The sequence below is a fragment of the Vibrio sp. ArtGut-C1 genome, from assembly GCF_002105475.1.
Taxonomy (GTDB): domain Bacteria; phylum Pseudomonadota; class Gammaproteobacteria; order Enterobacterales; family Vibrionaceae; genus Vibrio; species Vibrio diabolicus.
This window is the reverse complement of sequence record NZ_NCTH01000013.1, coordinates 73,873-93,085: the sequence shown is the minus strand read 5'-3', so window position 1 is coordinate 93,085 and position 19,213 is coordinate 73,873. Positions and strand designations below refer to the sequence as shown.

The 19,213-nt window shown below is 43.0% G+C and carries 21 protein-coding genes; 14 read left to right on the top strand and 7 right to left on the bottom strand.

Translation table 11 applies throughout. The features are described from left to right. Positions 1–33: 33 nt before the first annotated feature. A complete protein-coding gene (locus tag B7360_RS13315) occupies positions 34–909 on the bottom strand; it encodes a universal stress protein (RefSeq protein WP_047008305.1) in 876 nt (291 codons plus the stop codon). A 212-nt stretch (positions 910–1,121) separates the two neighbouring features. Between B7360_RS13315 and B7360_RS13310 the strand changes: the two genes are divergently transcribed. The 7 genes from B7360_RS13310 to def all read left to right on the top strand — a co-directional run bounded on the left by B7360_RS13310 (position 1,122) and on the right by def (position 7,066). Further along, positions 1,122–2,468: a magnesium transporter gene (locus B7360_RS13310; protein WP_006742292.1), complete on the top strand. Its 1,347-nt coding sequence runs from the start codon at positions 1,122–1,124 to the stop codon at positions 2,466–2,468. A 289-nt stretch (positions 2,469–2,757) separates the two neighbouring features. Then, entirely contained in the window at positions 2,758–3,294 is a 537-nt protein-coding gene (locus B7360_RS13300; protein ID WP_085343714.1) for an AAA family ATPase, read from the top strand. Between the two features lie 113 nt (positions 3,295–3,407). Beyond that, a complete protein-coding gene (locus tag B7360_RS13295) occupies positions 3,408–4,853 on the top strand; it encodes an AGE family epimerase/isomerase (RefSeq protein WP_085343713.1) in 1,446 nt (481 codons plus the stop codon). Between the two features lie 100 nt (positions 4,854–4,953). Further along, complete coding sequence (locus B7360_RS13290; RefSeq protein ID WP_005395194.1) at positions 4,954–5,205, top strand: DUF2999 family protein; 252 nt, start codon at positions 4,954–4,956, stop codon at positions 5,203–5,205. 313 nt (positions 5,206–5,518) lie between these two features. After that, complete coding sequence (locus B7360_RS13285; RefSeq protein WP_080253353.1) at positions 5,519–5,848, top strand: YceK/YidQ family lipoprotein; 330 nt, start codon at positions 5,519–5,521, stop codon at positions 5,846–5,848. 32 nt (positions 5,849–5,880) lie between these two features. After that, the gene (locus tag B7360_RS25115) at positions 5,881–6,339 is read left to right on the top strand and encodes an ABZJ_00895 family protein (protein ID WP_173670000.1); all 459 of its coding nucleotides are present in this window, start codon (positions 5,881–5,883) and stop codon (positions 6,337–6,339) included. Positions 6,340–6,559: 220 nt separating this feature from the next. Then, positions 6,560–7,066, top strand: coding sequence for a peptide deformylase (gene def, locus B7360_RS13275; RefSeq protein WP_006742287.1), 507 nt, complete (start codon positions 6,560–6,562; stop codon positions 7,064–7,066). A 64-nt stretch (positions 7,067–7,130) separates the two neighbouring features. Here def and B7360_RS13270 read toward each other — a convergent pair whose 3' ends face one another. Continuing rightward, a complete protein-coding gene (locus B7360_RS13270) occupies positions 7,131–7,538 on the bottom strand; it encodes a helix-turn-helix domain-containing protein (protein WP_085343741.1) in 408 nt (135 codons plus the stop codon). A gap of 85 nt (positions 7,539–7,623) precedes the next feature. On the opposite strand from B7360_RS13270, the gene B7360_RS13265 reads away from it, so the two are divergent. The 4 genes from B7360_RS13265 (at position 7,624) to B7360_RS13250 (ending at position 11,279) form a co-directional block, all read left to right on the top strand. After that, positions 7,624–8,127 carry a DUF2938 domain-containing protein gene (locus tag B7360_RS13265; RefSeq protein ID WP_085343712.1) on the top strand — a complete coding sequence of 168 codons (504 nt, stop codon included), beginning with the start codon at positions 7,624–7,626 and terminating at the stop codon, positions 8,125–8,127. Between the two features lie 232 nt (positions 8,128–8,359). Next, positions 8,360–9,388 (top strand): phospholipase A, encoded by a 1,029-nt coding sequence (locus tag B7360_RS13260; protein WP_085343711.1) that lies wholly within the window; start codon positions 8,360–8,362, stop codon positions 9,386–9,388. Positions 9,389–9,482: 94 nt separating this feature from the next. Next, positions 9,483–9,941 carry a hypothetical protein gene (locus B7360_RS13255; protein ID WP_005395188.1) on the top strand — a complete coding sequence of 153 codons (459 nt, stop codon included), beginning with the start codon at positions 9,483–9,485 and terminating at the stop codon, positions 9,939–9,941. Between the two features lie 333 nt (positions 9,942–10,274). Continuing rightward, positions 10,275–11,279 (top strand): metal-dependent hydrolase, encoded by a 1,005-nt coding sequence (locus B7360_RS13250; RefSeq protein ID WP_085343710.1) that lies wholly within the window; start codon positions 10,275–10,277, stop codon positions 11,277–11,279. A gap of 40 nt (positions 11,280–11,319) precedes the next feature. Here B7360_RS13250 and B7360_RS13245 read toward each other — a convergent pair whose 3' ends face one another. From B7360_RS13245 to B7360_RS13235, 3 genes are all read right to left on the bottom strand, one after another. Beyond that, the gene (locus B7360_RS13245) at positions 11,320–11,712 is read right to left on the bottom strand and encodes a hypothetical protein (RefSeq protein WP_085343709.1); all 393 of its coding nucleotides are present in this window, start codon (positions 11,710–11,712) and stop codon (positions 11,320–11,322) included. A 294-nt stretch (positions 11,713–12,006) separates the two neighbouring features. Continuing rightward, on the bottom strand, positions 12,007–13,767 hold the full coding sequence (locus B7360_RS13240) for an ABC transporter ATP-binding protein/permease (protein ID WP_085343708.1): 1,761 nt from the start codon (positions 13,765–13,767) through the stop codon (positions 12,007–12,009). 167 nt (positions 13,768–13,934) lie between these two features. Next, complete coding sequence (locus tag B7360_RS13235; protein WP_085343707.1) at positions 13,935–14,549, bottom strand: PolC-type DNA polymerase III; 615 nt, start codon at positions 14,547–14,549, stop codon at positions 13,935–13,937. A 356-nt stretch (positions 14,550–14,905) separates the two neighbouring features. On the opposite strand from B7360_RS13235, the gene B7360_RS13230 reads away from it, so the two are divergent. The 3 genes from B7360_RS13230 (at position 14,906) to B7360_RS13220 (ending at position 16,956) form a co-directional block, all read left to right on the top strand. Beyond that, complete coding sequence (locus B7360_RS13230) at positions 14,906–15,766, top strand: immunity 49 family protein (protein WP_085343706.1); 861 nt, start codon at positions 14,906–14,908, stop codon at positions 15,764–15,766. 194 nt (positions 15,767–15,960) lie between these two features. Beyond that, the gene (locus B7360_RS13225; RefSeq protein ID WP_005376453.1) at positions 15,961–16,221 is read left to right on the top strand and encodes a DUF5062 family protein; all 261 of its coding nucleotides are present in this window, start codon (positions 15,961–15,963) and stop codon (positions 16,219–16,221) included. A gap of 240 nt (positions 16,222–16,461) precedes the next feature. Then, on the top strand, positions 16,462–16,956 hold the full coding sequence (locus B7360_RS13220; protein WP_085343705.1) for a YcxB family protein: 495 nt from the start codon (positions 16,462–16,464) through the stop codon (positions 16,954–16,956). A gap of 64 nt (positions 16,957–17,020) precedes the next feature. Here the strand turns inward: B7360_RS13220 and B7360_RS13215 are convergent, their stop codons facing one another. Then, positions 17,021–18,139, bottom strand: a complete 1,119-nt coding sequence (locus tag B7360_RS13215) for a hypothetical protein (RefSeq protein WP_085343704.1) — start codon at positions 18,137–18,139, stop codon at positions 17,021–17,023. After that, positions 18,132–19,091 carry a hypothetical protein gene (locus B7360_RS13210; RefSeq protein ID WP_021485267.1) on the bottom strand — a complete coding sequence of 320 codons (960 nt, stop codon included), beginning with the start codon at positions 19,089–19,091 and terminating at the stop codon, positions 18,132–18,134. Before B7360_RS13210 ends, B7360_RS13215 begins: the two co-directional genes overlap by 8 nt. Positions 19,092–19,213 lie beyond the last annotated feature (122 nt).

Sequence of the window (19,213 nt, the reverse complement as noted above, 5' to 3'; positions counted from 1 at the left end):
ATATTTAAGATGCGGCGGAATGGGGAAGCCTGATCAATCCTTCGTGCTATTGACCAACAGCAGGTCACAAGGCGGTTGATCAAGTAACGTGTCTACAGTGCTGCCAGACCAAAATTGGGATGACATGCTTCGTTTACACGCGCCCATAACCAGAATTGCTGCTTGCGATTGTTTAACTGCTTTTGGTAACGCTGTTTCAGGGTTTCCTTCTGGCAGCAGTAGTGGTACGCGAGTTAGCTTTTGCGCAGTAATAAAGTCCGTAATGCCTGCTTTTTGGTTGCTCAAAATCTCTGTACGATAGCGAGATAGATAAGGCGCAACGTAGCGGCAGTAAACTAACGTCATTTTTCCGCTCAAGGTTTTTTCTAGTTTTGAGCCTCGCGATACAATGGCTTTATCTACGACCGATTTTGCATCTCCGCGATGAAGCGGATCTATCGCGCAAAGCATGTTGGCGTGAGAAGGCCATGAACGCTCACTTAATAGCAATAAATCGCAATCGTTTTTTGCTAGCTCGGTGAGTAAGGTTTGAATGTCGTGCTTGTTAAAATGCCCCACGAGCAGTAAATCTGTGTGGTCGACAAGCCGTTTCGCGACTTGAACAATCCAATGACTCCCTTTGAAATGCTCGTAAGAGAGTGCTGGCGTTTCAACTTCCTCTTCTTCACAAAGTTCGATAACGAAGTCTTTAAATTTTGATGCCCAAGCTTCAAACTCAGCTTGTCTCTTTTCTATATGGTCAGAGTTGAAACTAAGGAAATGCGCGAATGCGTGATCTTCACTCCGGCGGTGATCTTCCACCAATACTACGATGGGTTGAGCCAGCGCTGTCGCAAACTGAATCACTTTACGAAGCACCTTACGACTTGGTAAGGCGGCTTGCTGAGTCAGAAAAAATACTGGTGCCATTGATTACTCCATTATCAAACGAGGCAAATGCGCCTAATGCACACTAAAAGTTTATACCATCCCCTTATGCAAAGACGTTCTGTTTCTGCGAGCAAAATATAAATTCCGCAATTGTGCGCGCCATTGCCTAGAATTTTAACATCAGGATCTCATGCCTTTAGGTAATAGACATCGTGTTGACACTAACGTGATGCCCAAGGAAATCGGTGACAATGATGATAGATTCCAGCCAATTACAAATTAATCGCAAAGTGCCTCATTTGCTTGCCGAGATCATTAAAGCGATAGAGTCGACCGAAGACCTCAGTTTTTTGAAAGACTATCAGGAAGCACAAATCGCGAACATTTTGGAGTCGGTCAACATTGCTTATCGTAAACGCGTGATAGAGGCGGTGCCGCCAGAGAAGTACTGGACGGTATTAAATTTGCTGCGATACGACACCGCCAAGCACATTCATCAATCACTCAACAAAGAGCTGCAACATGAACGCTTAGCGTACATCACGGATTCGGAACTGATCATCTTTGCAGACTTTCTACCGACCGAGTTTGTGGATGAGTACCTTATCGACCAAAGTGAAGAGTCGGTCGCGCACATTCAACAAGCGCTGTCGTATGAAGATAACAAAGTGGGGAGATATGCCGAGCCGCATTTTTTAGTCGCAAATCCTAAAAACAGCGTAGGAGGCATCAAAACCGAGTTGTTAAAACGTGGACAAAGCCCGGTGCGATTGATCATCGTGCGCGATGTCGGAGGCGTTATTGGGACGATAGAACCTCAAACCCTGTTGCTGCATGAGAACCATACCAAACTCACAGACTTGACCGTAGTCACGCCAATTCTGGAAGATATCCAAACGATTCAAAGCGTCAGTAAACAGGTCTCGATTGATGGTGGAGCGCATTGGTTTCCTATCATGGCTGGTGGCAAAATTATGGGCGTTTTGTCGATGGCGACCATCGCGATTACCTTGCGTGAACTCAGCCTACAAGCTGTAGTGGCAGAAAACGTACGAAGTGAAGAAGATTTGTTCACACCATTAACTGTGGCGACAAGGCTAAGAGCACTTTGGTTGGTGATTAACTTGCTGACCGCTTTTGTTGCCTCTGCCATCATTGGTATTTTTGATAATGTGGTCGAGCAAGTTGTAGCGCTTGCTATCTTAATGCCCGTTGTGGCGAGTATGGGCGGCATCGCAGGTAGCCAAACCTTAGCGGTGGCCATTCGGGGTATCGCATTGAACCACTTGCACCAAAGTAACTTGAAGCTATTGGTGAATAAGGAGTTAAAAATCGCCACCATTAATGGCTTGATCATGGGATTAGTCATCGCGGGTGTCGTCTACATGGTGTTTGACTCTTGGCCATTGGCGCTTATTATCTGTTGTGCAATTTTCCTCAATAGTTTGGCGGCCGCGGCATCGGGGACGTTGATACCATTCACGTTGAAGAAGTTTAACATTGACCCCGCCGTGGCTGGCTCGGTAGTATTAACAACCGTTACCGATGTCGTCGGTTTCTTTGCGTTCTTAGGCTTAGGTGCAATCTTCTTGATATAGAAAGCCAATTGACGCGCTAACCCGCTGAACCAATCTCTCCATTTTCCAACCCAATTTTTTGGGCAAGCTTGGTTCGCTCAAAATTCCTCCGTTTTTCATAAACGCTGAACACGCCGTTTAAGCTTTCATTTCATCAATATTTTTCACTGCTCATTTCTATCCCAAAACTTTCCACTGCCGAGCTCGCTTAACGCTGGCGTGCCAAATTACAATTTCAAAGGCCCGATCATGCCAATTTTCTTGGCTGTACACGCATTACTTCACTCAAACAAAAAATAAGGAAAAGATTTTGAATAAACTCATCGTATTCACTGGTGGTCCCGGTGCAGGAAAAACCTCGGTAATCGAACAACTAAAAACACAAGGCTTTATCTGCTCGCCAGAAACAGGTCGTCACGTAATACAAAGGCAGGTTACGAATCACGGTTCAGCATTACCTTGGAATGACAAACAAGCCTTTCGAGACGAAATGATGAAGGCAGAAGTGAGCAATTACCGAGCTTTCAATGTCCGCCAGGGGGACGTGTTTTTTGATCGCAGTATTGTGGACGTATATGGCTACAGCAAGTTGGAACAATTGCCAATCTCGCATGAGCTCATCACGCATTGCCAGACGCTTCGTTATCATTCTCAAGTGTTCATTTTTCCACCGTGGTCGTCGATATTCAGCAACGATGAAGAGCGAAAGCAAGATTTTTCTGAAGCGGTCGCCACGTATCAACAGATGGTCAACGCTTATCACAAATTTGGTTATCAATTGATCGAAGTGCCCAAAATGTCAGTCGAAGACAGAGTGGCGTTTATTCTCGACTCAGTCATCGAATAAGGCAGACAGATGAACAATGCAAACAAATGCGTAAGGCGATTGTGACCACGACGACAATATGTGTAATGGGAGTTATTTATACTGGATAAAATTCAATAACTTAATTGAGTATTATGTCTTTTAAATATCTTACCTTATTGCTCGCAACGACGAGCATGAACAGCTTTGCTGATGTGGAGCTGCCTTCGGGGGATGATTGGTTAAACCATGTGACGAATGGCCTAGCCCCATATTGGATGATGGAAAGTGCGCATGGGCAACCTGCGGGGAATTTTCCGACATTTCGTTGTGATAACGGTGTCATTCTCGACCCACAAAAGCCGTGTGAAGAATTAAACAAAGGGTGGATTATCCCGCACTTCGATCGCGAATACACACGCATGAAATCGCGCCAAACTTACGCTTATGGCGTGCTTTTTCATCTTACGGGTGACAAACAAGCATTAGAGCTGGCAAAGAAAGGGGCTTATTACCTGATTGATCATCTACAAGATGAGAAAAACGGCGGCTTTGTGAGCTTTACGCGTAGTGGAAAACCGGGGATGGAGTGGCAACAGCGAACTTCTCAAGACCAAGCTTACGCCTTGGTGGGTTTAGCGATGTACTACTACTTAACGCAAGATCCAAAGGGTGAACAAGCACTTATCGACCAGCAAGCGTTTATATTTAAACAATACCGACGAAGCGATGATCGCGGTCTGGCGTGGGTTTTGAAAGATGGTGATGGAGAAAGTGAGAAGCAGCAAGAGTTAGTCGCTCAACTTGACCAAATCAATGGCTACCTGTTGTTAACGGCGCCACTTTTACCAGAACCAGCGCAAGCCAAGTGGAAACAAGATCTGGAGTGGCTGACGCAAGTGATGCTGGATAACTACCACTCCGACAAAGAGCAGCGCTTTTATGGCGCGATACACCACAAAGCGGTAATGATGCCAGATGCGAAGCACAATGATTTTGGACACACCATCAAAGCGTATTGGATGACGTATCTCACTGGTCAGTTGTTGGAGAATTCCAATTGGACAGAGTTTGGTTTCAAAGGAATGAAACATACGCTTAAACAAGCGCAATACCAGCAAAACTTTGAGCAAGTCAAAGCGTTCTTCTCGCCAGAATGGCAGAGTAAATGGACGCAAGAGAGCATTCCTGCTTGGCAATCAAGACCGCACAAACACTATAGCTCGTCTTGGGAATGGGCAGAACTCGATCAAGCGGCGATGACGGTTTCTCTTGTCGATGATTCGATGAAAGAAACGTTGCAATACACGTTACCCACCTTTATGGACGTGTGGGTGGATCATCAATACGGAGGTGTTGGTCTGAATCCTAAATCAACCAAAGCGTTCCATTGGGGAAATGGTTACCACCAGTTTGAACATGCGTTGGTCGGGTATTTGTACGCGCAACAAATGGCAAAACAGCCCGCTAAGCTTTACTACGCGCGACCAGCCGAGAGTAAAATACCACTTAATCCATATTACTTTAACTCGGATATAAAAGCGCTTTCATCGCAAAGTGATGGAGTCACTACCGCAACGTTCACCAATATTCGACCATAACTTGGTCGATGGTGGTGTGGTGGTTAAAGTCTGCGTGCAAACTAACAAAACCCAATGGTAAACTGCGGGTCTGTTTTACATAGTATTTAAAGGTAATTTGATGAACCCGATTCTTGCGATGTTGAAAGAAAACAATATTAGCGACGAGCAAATCAACGAGCTATTTCAGGCGTTAACTCAAAACCCTCTGGCTGCAATGGCAACTATCAGCCAACTAGGTCTGCCACAAGATCAGCTTCAAGCGTTAATGGCGCAGGTAATGCAAAACCCTGTACTGATTAAAGAAGCAGTGGAAGAGCTGGGCCTAGACTTCTCCAAAGTAGTAGAAGCCAAAGCGAAGCTACAGCAGTAATCGAGTTTTCGATAAAACAAAAGCCGCCAGAGCCAAATGGTTCTGGCGGCTTTTTTACATCAGATGAAAGGTACGCGACTCCAACGGGAAAGCGAATAGGTTGAGCTTAACTTGGTGCTTGTATAAAAAATCAAGTGCGATTCTAGTCACGTCGCATGAACTCACGGGTGCTATTGGAAATAAATGAATTGTTTCTAATACATAGAACGTATTAACATGGTTGCACTAGGCCCATATGAGTAAATTCATTGAATATACAATTTGAGAGAGGGTTTAGTTTTAAAAAATAATAGTTAGTTGGAATCTAGGTTAAATGAAAATAAATATATTTAAAAAGCTACAAGTTGTATTTCTTGTGGTGTCAGCATCTTTAATGGTGGGGTGTTCGTCTATAGATGCGCATGCTGGTGGCGGATACGGAAAGCCGTTTTCAGGCACAGCGTTATCAGTCGCACGACAACCTTGCTATTTAAGATCTGATATTACTTCCATCGCGTTATACCCACTTTCATTGATTGACATCCCTTTGTCGTTAGCAACGGACGTTGTGTTTCTTCCTGTTGATTTAGTCATGGTAGCTACACCCACAACGAGTTATGGCGGTGTTGTTTCTCTAGGTTGTCCAAGCGGAAGCATGATCTAACACGCTTATTTTATTCAAATAAATGGAAGGAAATGAAAGTGGAATCGAAAAATAATTACTCAACAGAAAACAACGCTCCCTCGGTGCTCTTTGTAACGTCGCTTTTGTGTTTGGCATCAGTTTGTTTGGCCATACTGCTATTTATTATTGAGTACATTTCTGGCATGGAAATGAACGGTGTCGGCTTTCTTGGGACGTTAATACCAGCGATGAGTGTAGGATATTATTTTGGCTATAAAACAGGGAATATAATGCCTTCGACAACGAGATGGTATTCAGTGCTGCTTTGGAATTTATCGAGCTTAGTGGTGTTTTCTCTCATCTTAATGTTTTTGGGCATTTCTATATTTGAACTGATAGCGGAATTAGGCTGGTTCAGTATTATTATCGTTGTATTAACGTTAATAACGGTTTGTCTCGGGTACTTTGTTTTCAAGAGTGGTGAAAAAATGGCGATTAAGGTTTTGCTAAAAGCGCAAAAGAGTGCGTAACTCACATATAACGAACGCTTAAAGATAGATACGTAAAAAAGACGCCAGCCATATCGTGCTGGCGTTATTGTTTTCTCTTTCTTTGTGCCTCTTTGGTCTCTAGCAAAATTGAATGTTCTGGACGAAACGGTCTTTCCACGAAAACTCAACATGTTTATGTCTGCCCAAACGTGTGTATAATTCTCCGGAAATTACGATTTACAGATAACGAAAGGTAAGTATGGCAGTCCTCGAAATTCTCTCCATTCCAGACCCAAGGCTTAAAGTAAAAGCAGAAAAAGTCACTGATGTATCGACAGTACAAACGTTGATCGACGATATGCTAGAAACACTTTACGCAACGGGCAATGGCATCGGTTTAGCTTCAACCCAAGTGGGCAGAAAAGAGGCGGTTGTTGTCATCGATATCTCTGACGAACGCAATGATCCTTTAATCTTAGTCAACCCAGAAGTTGTGAGCGGAGAAAACAAAGCGCTTGGTCAAGAAGGGTGCCTATCTGTTCCCGAATACTACGCCGATGTAGAGCGTTACACATCAGTTGTTGTGTCTGCATTGGACCGTGATGGTAACCCGATGACAATCGAGAGCGATGAGTTTTTAGCGATTGTGATGCAGCACGAAATCGACCACTTGTCTGGTAACTTGTTCATTGATTATCTTTCACCGCTAAAGCAAAAAATGGCGATGAAAAAAGTGAAGAAGTACGTAAAAGCGCAAGCTAAGTAATATGAAAGGAAGTAACTCACAACCGCGAGTTGCTTCCTTTTAAATCAAGAATAAGTAGAGTGGTTTATCTCGTTTTTTGGGGGACATAACGCTTTACGACCTTCATAAGCCTCTGAAATGAAGAACAGTCCATATGTGACTCATGAGGGCAGGTGACAACATGGTTTAGGCTGTCTCGCACCGCTTTCAAACGTTTTATTTGCTCATCAATTTCAAGCGCCTTTTTCGCCAGTAAGTCACGATCAATGTATGGTTTTGAACCTTCTGAGTGATTCAACATTTCTGCCATTTCGTTAAGTGATATTCCAGCGATACGCCCCAAACTAATGATGTTGAGTTTATTGAGTACCTCTGGTGAATATTGACGTCTCAATCCATTCCTTCCTATCGAGCGAATTAACCCCAACTGTTCGTAGTATCTGAGCGTTGAGGTCGGCAATCCTGACTTTTTAACCACTTCTGCAATATCCATACTATTCCTCATTGACTTCAAGTCGGCTTTAAGTTGTAGCATGCAACTAAGACCTTAACAAATCAAAAACTTGAGGAGTGAAAAAATGCTGTTTTTAATAGGATTACAAGCGGCGCTAATAGGGATTGGTGCGACTTTGATAATGGATTTATGGGCTTGGCTACAAAGGAGAGTGTTTGGTATTCCCTCACTAAACTATGCATTGGTCGCGCGCTGGGTTTTGTACATGCCCAAAGGAAAGCTTATGCATGCGCCAATTATGGCAACAGACCCGATGTCTGGAGAAAAAGCACTCGGTTGGTTTTTGCACTATGCCATTGGTGTTTTTTTCGCTTTGGCTCACATTGCTGCTTTTGGGCATCATTGGTTGGTAGAGCCTAGTCTAGTGCCCGGCTTAGCCACTGGTGTGGTCACGTTGGTCTTCCCATTTTTTGTCATTCTACCTTGTCTAGGATTTGGTTTTGCTGCCAGTAAAACCCCAACACCTTGGAAAGCCCGTTTTCTTAGCACATTGGCGCATTTGGCTTATGGTTTGGGTTTATTCATAGCCGCGTTTGCAATCAAAGTGGCGAGCCAGTATTTTGCATAGGGAATATGAGCATCATGCAAACGAGTCTTTTTTGTTTTTATTTATGATGCTCAACTCTTGGTCGTTTTTGGCGCGTTGCTCATAGTGGGCGGATATGTTTGAGGTCTGTCGTATTTATCCAAGACGTAAAGTCAGCGAACATTTAACATTGCCTTAACGCCAGAATGGCAAGCGGTTTACCAAGAAAAATTAAAATTATCTGGTTTGACATAAAGAATATTAAGGGTTTCAGATGGCTTCAAAAGTGGCAGGGATATCAATACTGAGCTTATTGGCAGCGCCAGTTGCGATGGGAGAAACAGCCAGTGCTTATGATTTATGTTTGCTAGACAAAATTAAGCAAAGCAAAGGTGAGGAAACCATAAAGAGCATTCGCGCGCAGTGTGAGCTTGATGCAGTAACAAGCACAGTGCCCGCTGATCCAGAAATTGAAGAACCTGAGGAGCTTCAGGAAAGCTTGGTCGACAAGCGTTTGGAGTCAGAACGAGAAAACGCCTTTGAACCATTTAGTTTGGTGGCGCATCGTGTTAACTACATCTTGCCGTTCACTTACAGTGATCGCGTAAATAAGCGTGCTTATGCGGACACTAAGTACGGGGATGAGCTGCGTGAGGAAGAAGCGGAGTTCCAAATTAGTTTTAAAGTGCCAATGAACTACGACGATTTGTTGTTTGATGGGGATGGTTTGTTCTTTGGTATGACGCTCAAGTCATTTTGGCAAGTGTATACAGGAGCCGCATCGCGTCCATTTCGTGAAACCAATTATCGTCCTGAGCTTTTTTATTATACCCCGACAGACTGGAAGCCACTTGATGGTTCGACTTGGTTAGGTTTTGGTATTGAGCATGAGTCGAATGGGCAGAGACAAGAGTTATCGCGCAGTTGGAATCGTGTTTACGCCAACTTAACCTTTGCGAAAGACAATTTTGCGGTTTCTCTTCAACCGTGGTGGCGTATACCTGAGGATGAAAAAACATCTCCGAATGATCCTAAAGGTGATGATAACCCGGATATCGAAGATTACATGGGGCACTTTGAGCTATCGAGTGCGTACAAATGGAATGGTTATGAGTTTACCTTCTTAGGCCGCCAGAACTTCCAAACGCATAAAGGCTTTGCCGAATTAGGGGTGTCATTTCCGATCTGGGGCAAACTTCAGGGATACGCACAGTACTCGACGGGGTATGGTAAGAGCTTGATTGACTATGATCATAATCAGCAGCGTATTGGTGTTGGTATTGCGATCAACGGTGTTCTGTAGTTTTTCGGTAGCCCAATAGAAATAAACGCTGGCAATTGAGATTTCAGTATTTAGAATGCGTGGCTGAAATTGATTTCCAACCTAGAGTGATTTTATGCTTCGTGATTACACCTTCGATTGTCTTGTAACCATGCCTCGTCATGAACTGGAAGAGTTTAGTGCTCGCATGATCAGTAAAATGGTGCCTGAAGACGTGATGAATGAGCTATTTACTTTCGATCAAGAAGAAGTGGATAGCGAAGACCGTATGTTGTCTGCACGTCTTGATGCCATGTTACGCATGACAGCAATCGCACTGAGTGAAATTCAACAAGCGTTTGATGACTCAGACAATGCGAAGCAAAATAGCGAGCGAATGACGCGACTGGTTCTTTGGCATTTCTATGCGATTTCATTCCATTTGGAAGAGGCGATCACGTTAGAAACACACTGTGCACTAGTGGAAAAGCTACTCGAAAATACACCTTCGGATGTTTTTGATTGGGTAAAAACATTGACGGAACTTCTGCACACTTACGCTGAAATCAACGCGAAAGAAAACCCTCAAGACTAAGGTTTTTGTCGTTAATCCTTCAGTAAACAAGGCGAGCCATCCGGTTCGCCTTGTTTTATTTTTGCATCTGTAAAATCCGCAGTTTTGTACTTTTGACGTACACCACAAGCCTCGCTTTAGGTTCGCTTCTCACTAGCGAATAGGGCGATTCCTTCTTACACTAAAATCAAAGTGTTTGTTTTCGAACACTTTAATGCGTCATTAAGGTGTGTCTTCCAATCCACTTAAATACGGATAATTTATGTCGGAGAACGTTCTGGTTTTTAAATTTGAGCCTATTTTGAAGCGTATATGCCTTCTATCTCGGCTACATTTTCGTTGCGGGCGTAAATAATGGACCCGTTAACGCAAGGTTTACTTGGCGCTGCTTTGCCACAGTCTGCAAGTAACAAGCGGCACATTGTGGCTGCTGGCGTGTTAGGTGTGGTTTCAGGGATGGCACCGGATTTGGATGTACTTATCCGTTCATCAACTGACCCATTGCTGTTTTTGGAATATCACCGACACTTTACCCATTCATTGTTGTTTATCCCTTTTGGCAGCTTTCTCTGTGCTTTAGTGTTGTATCCGTTGTTAGCAAAAAAGCGAGGACTAAGCTTCCGGCAGAGTTGGTTTTATTGTGCCCTTGGTTATAGCACCCATGCGCTGTTAGATGCTTGCACCAGCTATGGGACTCAGCTTTTTTGGCCGATAAGCAACACACGCTATGCTTGGAACACAATCTCGGTTATCGACCCCGCTTTCACATTTCCTATTTTGATCCTGCTTTTGTTTGCCGCACTGAAGCGAAATCGAAGTTATGCGCGTATCGCATTTCTATGGTCTCTGGCTTATCTGACACTTGGGGTGACTCAACGAGATAGAGCAGAAGCGGCCGGATGGAAAATCGTCCAAGAGCGACATCACAGCGCTGTGCAGCTAAAAGCAAAACCAACCTTCGGGAATCTTTTGGTCTGGAAAGTGATTTATGAAACCGAAGATAACTACTATGTGGATGCGGTAAGAGTGGGGCGCTCAATAAAAATTTACCCTGGCGAATCCACACCAAAGCTCAATGTGAAAACACAATTTCCATGGCTCGATCCGCAATCGCAGCAAGCGAAAGACATCGAACGTTTCCGTTGGTTTTCAAATGGTTTTGTAGCGCAAGACCCGAATAACGAAATGCGAATTGTTGACGTGCGTTACTCCATCGTTCCAAACCAAATTAACGCGCTGTGGGGCATCAATTTATCACCCAACGCCAGCCCGAATGTGCACGTCGAATACACTGCTCATCGAGGTAGTACAACGGAAGACCGCCAAACTTTTCTAAATATGCTTACGGATTTTGAGTGATGGTTTTGCTTTGGATGCCGATGTGGTGTCGTAATAACTATTACGCCGACTGAAAGTCCTTCACTAGGGTCGGCTTGCTGGCGAAGAAAACTTTGCCAAACAGAGACTTGTACTTCCATCCAAGGGACAACAGTCGTTTTGCTAAGCTTTTGTTTTCAATGATAGCGACTTCAACGCCTTGGTAATGATATGGATGGCTTTTAATGTAGTTGATAAATGCAGTAAGCACGCCTTGCCCACGAACGGAGGGCGCAAAGTTGACTGCAACAATGGAAAAGCGCTGACTGCCTACAGGGCAACGGACAAAGCAGTGTCCAAGTGGATGAGTGATGGTCTCGGAAAACTCAGGAAACGCGCGAGACTCTAGTTCTTGAGAAAGCGCATCGTATTGCTGACATAAATGATAAAAAAGTTGTTTCGCTTCACTGTTCATCTCGGTGCCGCTTACTTATAACTTGGTTTAAAGGCTTTGATTTCAAAAACATTGTAACCATAGGCAGCAAGATAAAATACGGTGAACTTTTACAGTGGTGATTTCCTATTTTTGAAAACAGATTGGTTATGAATGAAATTGTTCGTCTTCTAAGTGGAGTGGTGAAATAGTGGAGTGAGGTTTTTTAGATGAGCGAAAGGATGTTTGGATTGCACAAAGTTCACGGAAGTGAATGAACAGAAAAAGGCGAACCGTTTGGTTCGCCTTTGCTTGTTTTGGGGGCTTAACTAGGCGCTACTCTAAGTGCTTAAATTGCAACGCCACAAGTCGCTGATACAACTCACAGCTTTGCATTAATGATTGGTGGTTACCAACATCGACTAACTCGCCATTGTCGAGCACCGCAATTTTATCCGCATGTTGGATAGTCGAAAGGCGATGAGCAATGATAAGCGTTGTGCGTCCTTTCATCAGTGCTTCAAGTGCTTGCTGAACGTGATGTTCACTTTCACTATCAAGAGCGCTGGTAGCTTCGTCTAGCAGTAAGATTTTTGGATCTTTTAGAATCGCACGAGCAATCGCAATGCGCTGTTTTTGTCCACCCGATAGCCTAACGCCGCGCTCGCCTAAAAAGCTGTGATAGCCTTCGGGAAGCTTCTCAATAAACTCATGGGCATGGGCTTTTTTCGCAGCCTCGACGACTTGTTCATCCGTTGCTTCAGGATTGCCGTAGCGAATATTATGGAACACATCATGGCTAAACAGCGCGGGTTGTTGTGGTACGAGTGCCATTTGGCGCCGAAGCTCGTTTGGGTCGAACTGTCGAATATCTTCACCACCAAACAACACTTGCCCTTGCTGCGGGTCATAAAAGCGTTGCAGCAATTCGAATAGTGTCGTTTTACCTGCACCAGAAGGGCCGACCAACGCCAATACTTTGCCTTGTTCAGCGGTTAGATTTAATTCTTTGATAGCTGGTTGATTTGGGCGAGAAGGGTAGTTGAAACTCACCGAATTAAAGTTAACCTCAGCAGGCATGTCGGGACGGACAGGCAAATAGTTGCTTGGCGCTTTAATATCGCTGTCTACTTGAAGGATCTCAATCAGTCGCTCGGTAGCGCCTGCGGCCCTTTGCAGTTCACCCATCACTTCAGAAATGGTTGCAGTCGATGAGGCAACCATAATGGCATAAAACACAAACGCTGCTAGGTCTCCCGCAGACATCTTTCCGTGAATCACATCGCTGCCGCCAACCCAAAGCATGCCTGCAATCGCGCTGAATACAATTACAATAACGCCTGATATCAGGATTGCGCGTTGTTTTACTCTCTGTCTGCCCACTTCATACGCTTTTTCCACCTCGACAGCGAAAGCCGCTCGTTCGTACGGCTCTGAGCTAAAACTTTGCACGGTTTTAATATGTTCTATCGCTTCACCTGCGTAGCTGCCGACATCGGCCATTGAGTCTTGACTTTGGCGAGAGAGCGCACGCACGCGTCGTCCATAAAACAAAATCGGAACCAAAACCAAAGGCACAGAAGCAAGCACAATCAGCGTGAGCTTAACGTTGGTGGCGAATAACATAATGATGGCACCAAAGCACATCAAAGCGCTACGCATCGCCATTGAGAACGATGAACCGATAATGCTTTGCAGCAACGTGGTATCGGTAGTTAGGCGCGACATAATATCGCCGCTACTGTTGGTCTCAAAATAGCTCGGATGCAGCGTAATCACATGGTTAAACACTGAAAGGCGAATATCCGCACTGACGCGCTCACCTACGGAAGAGACAAGGTAAAAGCGAAAGAAGGTCCCAATGGCAATACACAATGTGACACCGACAATAAACTGAATCGCATTGGTAAGCTCTTGCAATGATTGCTGAGCAAAGCCTTGGTCGATAAGAATACGTACTCCATAGCCAACGGATAACGTCAAACTTGCTGTCGCGACAAGGGCAACCAAAGCCGCCGCAACCCGCCATTTATAAGGTGCAATAAAGGTGTTGAGTTTAAGAAGAATGCTGAGATTTTTGTTATTTTTTCTGCTCATGAGTGGCTCACAAAGCGTTTTAGGTAACTGGCATAGTAAGCCAGTTTTGTAGGGGAGACCAGCGAACTGCCGCATTCAGATTAGGAAGTTCACTGGGATAGCCAATATCGCATCGAAAATCACTTAAACGTCTAAGATACGAGAATCAGCTTTTAGCTAGGAGGGGGTTAAGCACGGCTTTTGGCGAGTAGCAGGTCGACTTTTCCTTTTGCTGTTTTACTAACCGTTTGCATCAACTGAAAACTTGGCTTAACGATACCTGAGTTTTCTATCCCTTCGACCATTAAGAGCCAAAGCTTGGCTGTCATTTGCGCATCGGCTAGTGCACGGTGGAAAACACCGTCGTTGTCGATATTTTTATAGCGAACAAGTTCACCTAGCTTATGTGATGGAGCTTCTTGAATGAGCCGTCTTGCCACCAGTAAGGAGCAAGCAAACTCACCCGAATAACTACAGTTGATTCGTTCAAGCTCTGCATCTAAAAATCGTTTATCGAAGGACGCGTTGTGAGCGATAAGGTTTTCGCCTGCAATGAATTCACTAAATGATGCCATGACCTCTTCGCAGCTTGGTGCCGTTCGCAACATGTTATTGGTAATGCCGGTGTAGTTCTCAATGAAGGAGCTCACTCTGAAACCGGGATTCATGAGTTGCTGAAAACTATCAACAACCTCGCCATCGACTAACTTTACCGCACCAATTTCTATTGCGCGATCACCTAAAGTAGGAGAGAGACCTGTGGTTTCAAAGTCGAGTACGACCACAGAGTTTGCTTGAGGCATAAAATTTTCCAGCTGAGTAATATTGCGCAAGAGTATTATCGAAAGCGACAGAAAAAGAAAGGCGAACACAATGGTGAATATCTGTCTATCTTTACTCCACAAAGTCAGTGTTCGTCGTCAACTGTTTATGGACAGGTACTTTCTGGCTTACCCATCGCAGCTTGTGCGGTAGCCTTATATTTCAAATGTTTTTCGGCTTTTCGATTCATTTCAATTAAGCATTAACTTTCGATGCAGCATACTGATTATAAATTGATTTTATAAATCAACTTCGGCATCATTCGCGGCTTGATTTTGAAGATGAATATCATCACGGCAAAAAATTAGAACAACTTATAATGCGAGGCTAGGGAACGATGGAACAAATGAAAAATCACTATTTAGAGATACCTGAAGAAAGAAAATTGCGTATTTTTCGTGAAGAAGATGAAGATTTCTACAGCTTCTGGGAAAGAATGCTTGATGAAAAACAATCTTTTTATCAGCAACCTCTTAAAAGAATGAAAGGCGATGCTTGGGATTCGCTTCAGGCATTTTTTACTGCTTCAAAATATGGACAACATCAGGCCTCGCCAGCTTATATAAAAAGAGCGCTTGAGTTACTGAATAACGTATACTTACTGGCCAATCATTCAGACCAAGTTGTTGAATTCTCCGTTGGGCACCGACACTTTTCGGAAGTGGGTAACCGTTCTGTTGCAGGAGGAACAATGGATGCATGGTTAGATGAAATCTGTTTAGCGATGGCCGCGAGAGATTGGCGCTGCGTAGAGCTGATGACCATCATGGATGAGTCGTTAGTGCGTTTAAAAGATCCTTTCGATGTTGCGCTGGTCGAGTTCGTTAGCGGTGTATTTAGCAATTCATCAGCGTTACCTGAGTTATTGCAAACTGTGATGGAGAAATCCTCCCCGCAATATTTAGAATCAACCAGGGTGCCATATGTACACTCTTTGTTTATTCCATTTGTGAATGTGTTTGTTGCCATTATCGATGGCGATGAGGCACATTATCAAGAAGCACTGAGAGATGCGTTAGAGACGCATTACCAGTTCTACATGAATGAAGATGTTCGTTATTCGCCAAAAGGGAATGTTTCTTTGAAACTGATTGGTCTTGCTGCATTGGCCTACGATAAGTATGGCTGGACAATTCCAGAAACTGCATATTTACCGAAATGGCTTGTTTACGGTGAGCATGATCTTTGTTCTAAATAAATCATTCGGAGTCTGCGCCCAAGCCCATTCGGATGTTCTGCACGGAAGCATACACAGAAAACATGCCGCGAAAAGGTTGTTTTTTAATCGACCACTCGGTAGTAAGGCATAAACTTATCAATATGCGAGCTTACTAACACGCCATACGTGACACTTCATGTATTCTTAGCCGAAGCGAAGAAGAGGATTTATCAATGTCAAAAAGCTCCAAGCTTCACAATGAAGACAAACTGGTTAAGAAGGCACTAGAGATTGGTGGGAAGATGGCGAAGCTACAAGGTTTTGACCTTCCTCAGTCACCGCAACCTCTGAGAGTAAAAGCGATTTACCTATTCTTGGTCGATGCCAAACAGATCACGCCACTACCGGAAAGCAAGCTAGACGGCGCAAGCATCAAACACCGACTGGCAGTCTGGATACACAGTGCATTGCCAGACAACGACCCTCTAAAGTAGAAAACTCAAGAAGTCACATAGGTCATTACTTAACACAGGCCATTAATTAACAAGGCGAGCCAAATGGTTCGCCTTGTTTGATCTTGGCGAGTGCAAAAAGATCTCCTCGAGTTTCGGTATCATTGATTTACAAAACAGCATCAAAAGGACTAAAGATAAGTCCCAAGAAGCGCTACAATGCACGCGTTGCGAGAGTGCAACCAAGAATACTCATTTACAGAAGCCTTGAAGTAACCATACATGTCTAAAGATTTCGAATTCACTACAGAATACATACTCGACAAACCTTTCTTTGCCGAGTGTTATGATCAAACTAGCCGGCCAACGAAGTTCCCACAAGCGTACTTAAAAGGGATACTGTTTCTTATCTTTGGTGTGGTCTTATTAGAGTTTGAACTGCTACCTAACGGTTATGTCGGTTGGTTCTTTATCGTATTGAGTGTGATTGAAGCGTGTAGCGTTTACTTCAAAAGAACTTGGTGGCTTTGGCGTCAAACCATAAGCTCAAGCCGTGGCAGCAAAGTAGTATTTCAAGTTAACGCAGATGGTGTGCGCTACAAAAGCGGTAAAGTTGACCGCAGCCTCGCATGGAATGAAATCGACCAACTGGAACAAACTGATTTGGGCTTTATCCTTCACCTTGGTAAACAACGCCAATACATCAGCAAATCTTGCTTAAACCAAGAAGTGATCGCGTTTATGGTAGAGCAGCACGCGGCATCAAAAGCGAGCTAACAAATCTCTATTAACAGAAGAGGCGAGCCAACGGGTTCGCCTTTTTTGATCTTACACTTAAATGCTAAATTTTATGCTGAGAAAATAATGAAAACTTCTTCTCTTCAAATGTTTTTAGTACAAAAGTTTTTAATTCCTTTTTGTTTTTTTGAGAAAGCTTCCCACGTACATTAAAATTGGCAATATAGATCTGTAGTTCACTGGTATTCATTGAGTCATAGATTGGGAACTCAAAAACCAGGTCACATGTCCCTTCATGCTTAGTTGTTTTTATCTCATACGAACCTTGTACACTATATAGTTTCAAGTGCTCTTTTAATTCGTTTTTACTCAAAAAAACACTACTATCCAGATTAGAGCCTTTTAAGGTTAAGTCATTGATTTTCTTTTCAAGAAAATCTATTTCCTTAGGTCTAGTTTTAGTCACTGTGTCATCGGGTTGAATGTGTATTCTTCGCGTATGTTTTTTAGAAGGGTATACCTCTACCTTTGTAGATTGTATCAGTGCTTTTAAGAAGTTAATTCTACCTATATTGGTGAAGTCGGTGAAAAGTATTCTCTTAATATTATCTGATTTGATTAAGCTGGCATCTTTTAAAGCTTTAGTAGCTCGCCTTACAACCTCGTTTGCTACGTACAAAGATTCTTTAGCAGTATGTTTAGTCGTTATGTTCAAATCAAGCTTGTTTGATGCATCAACTTTCAGTTCGACTTGGCATTCAAAGTAGCTTTCATCATCACCAAAGTTTTTTGTTTTATCTCGGCGTTTTAGTTTGATTTCAGCGATAACATGATTCGGATCTTTTGCGTTTCCAGCAGCTCGAAATTGTGGACTGTTTTCTATCGTTAAGACATCAAATGGGTCGTTAATTAAATTATTGAAATCAAAATTAAAACCCAAAGCTTGAACTAATGTTTTCCCTTGGGTTGCATCCCACTGTAACTGCTTAGTTTGAATTTTTGGATTGTCTTCCTTTTCCTTTACAGCTTCTTTGAGTTGTTCGAACTCGTAAGGAGCTAAACCTGTTTTAATTAGTAATGGTCCCAACACTTTTTTGTCGTTTGAGCTACTAAAGCAGCCTCTACTCTGTAAGATTTGTTTTAAGTCACTAGCTTTTATCATTGGGTTTGCAAGAAACTGACGTAAAACATCACCAACAGGAATGAAAGCGTCACTATTCATTTGTTAAGTTCCTAAAGTTTGGTATGTAGTTTTCGACACGTAGTTTTTGCTCTGTAATATTATGGGCTTGCATAACTTTACTAACATCACCCTTGTGCTCATCTAAAAAGAAGTCTGGAAAACAGATTGATACTGAACTAATTCTATCTGAATGTTGGAGAGCACTATATGTGTGTCTTGATAAACTATCTTGTGAGAAAGGCTCGTTGGCAACAACTACACACTTAAACACTTCCTCATTCTCGATGTTCTTTCTCAAAACAAAAGTGAGATATGGAAGGGTCAAGTACTCTACGGGCATAACCGAACTATATGAACGTTGATTGAACGACATTCGATTTAAACTTGTGCTAGTGTGACCAAAGAAGATTTCGTAGTCTGAATAGTGATTAGTAACATGGTCAATAGCGTTAAGCATAAAGGTAAATTTGCTGTTATCGACAACATAAAATTCCTCGATTCCTTCATTCTCAAACTTTTTGAAGTACTGGGTGTTTGAAATATTAGCGAAGTAATCTTTATGTTTATCTTCCTTACTAGACAAATAGAAAAGTACAGGTACGTATTTTATGTTTTTTATCGTATTCCCAGAGAAGATTGCGTTTGTGTCTGCATTATGATCTGATACTCGAAAACAAACACTTGAATAAATAATATCGTCTACATAACCTTTTATCTTGTTAGTAAAGCTTTTTGGGTAATCACCAGTTGTGTGTTTTACCGAAGCAAGTATATGTACAAGTGTCTCAGTTTCTAAGCTAGATAAGTAAGAAAAGTGTTCATCTACACCATGCTTGGTTCTTGGTCCATCAGCATCAGATGGATGCGTTGTTCCAAAATGGCACGGAAAACTAATGTTTGGGTTAGAGTTCGGCCATCCGACTTTTTTGAAAAATTTACTGACAATATTCTCGCCAGTTTCACCTGATGATTTGGAGTCTTCTCCAGACATTTTTATCCACTTGCATGCTATTTGTTGTGATGAGTATATTTTACCTAAAAACTTGTATTTGAAAACAAATTATAGCTTCAGATTACACAGTGTTGATTAATAAAATCTAATGGGAATAAGCG

What these genes read in the sequence shown, in the direction of transcription:
- B7360_RS13315 (WP_047008305.1), bottom strand. Translation starts at nt 909, where the DNA reads ATGGCACCAGTATTTTTTCTGACTCAGCAAGCCGCCTTACCAAGTCGT.
- B7360_RS13310 (WP_006742292.1), top strand. Translation starts at nt 1,122, where the DNA reads ATGATGATAGATTCCAGCCAATTACAAATTAATCGCAAAGTGCCTCAT.
- B7360_RS13295 (WP_085343713.1), top strand. Translation starts at nt 3,408, where the DNA reads ATGTCTTTTAAATATCTTACCTTATTGCTCGCAACGACGAGCATGAAC.
- B7360_RS13290 (WP_005395194.1), top strand. Translation starts at nt 4,954, where the DNA reads ATGAACCCGATTCTTGCGATGTTGAAAGAAAACAATATTAGCGACGAG.
- B7360_RS13285 (WP_080253353.1), top strand. Translation starts at nt 5,519, where the DNA reads ATGAAAATAAATATATTTAAAAAGCTACAAGTTGTATTTCTTGTGGTG.
- B7360_RS25115 (WP_173670000.1), top strand. Translation starts at nt 5,881, where the DNA reads ATGAAAGTGGAATCGAAAAATAATTACTCAACAGAAAACAACGCTCCC.
- def (WP_006742287.1), top strand. Translation starts at nt 6,560, where the DNA reads ATGGCAGTCCTCGAAATTCTCTCCATTCCAGACCCAAGGCTTAAAGTA.
- B7360_RS13270 (WP_085343741.1), bottom strand. Translation starts at nt 7,538, where the DNA reads ATGGATATTGCAGAAGTGGTTAAAAAGTCAGGATTGCCGACCTCAACG.
- B7360_RS13265 (WP_085343712.1), top strand. Translation starts at nt 7,624, where the DNA reads ATGCTGTTTTTAATAGGATTACAAGCGGCGCTAATAGGGATTGGTGCG.
- B7360_RS13260 (WP_085343711.1), top strand. Translation starts at nt 8,360, where the DNA reads ATGGCTTCAAAAGTGGCAGGGATATCAATACTGAGCTTATTGGCAGCG.
- B7360_RS13255 (WP_005395188.1), top strand. Translation starts at nt 9,483, where the DNA reads ATGCTTCGTGATTACACCTTCGATTGTCTTGTAACCATGCCTCGTCAT.
- B7360_RS13250 (WP_085343710.1), top strand. Translation starts at nt 10,275, where the DNA reads ATGGACCCGTTAACGCAAGGTTTACTTGGCGCTGCTTTGCCACAGTCT.
- B7360_RS13245 (WP_085343709.1), bottom strand. Translation starts at nt 11,712, where the DNA reads ATGAACAGTGAAGCGAAACAACTTTTTTATCATTTATGTCAGCAATAC.
- B7360_RS13240 (WP_085343708.1), bottom strand. Translation starts at nt 13,767, where the DNA reads ATGAGCAGAAAAAATAACAAAAATCTCAGCATTCTTCTTAAACTCAAC.
- B7360_RS13235 (WP_085343707.1), bottom strand. Translation starts at nt 14,549, where the DNA reads ATGCCTCAAGCAAACTCTGTGGTCGTACTCGACTTTGAAACCACAGGT.
- B7360_RS13230 (WP_085343706.1), top strand. Translation starts at nt 14,906, where the DNA reads ATGGAACAAATGAAAAATCACTATTTAGAGATACCTGAAGAAAGAAAA.
- B7360_RS13225 (WP_005376453.1), top strand. Translation starts at nt 15,961, where the DNA reads ATGTCAAAAAGCTCCAAGCTTCACAATGAAGACAAACTGGTTAAGAAG.
- B7360_RS13220 (WP_085343705.1), top strand. Translation starts at nt 16,462, where the DNA reads ATGTCTAAAGATTTCGAATTCACTACAGAATACATACTCGACAAACCT.
- B7360_RS13215 (WP_085343704.1), bottom strand. Translation starts at nt 18,139, where the DNA reads ATGAATAGTGACGCTTTCATTCCTGTTGGTGATGTTTTACGTCAGTTT.
- B7360_RS13210 (WP_021485267.1), bottom strand. Translation starts at nt 19,091, where the DNA reads ATGTCTGGAGAAGACTCCAAATCATCAGGTGAAACTGGCGAGAATATT.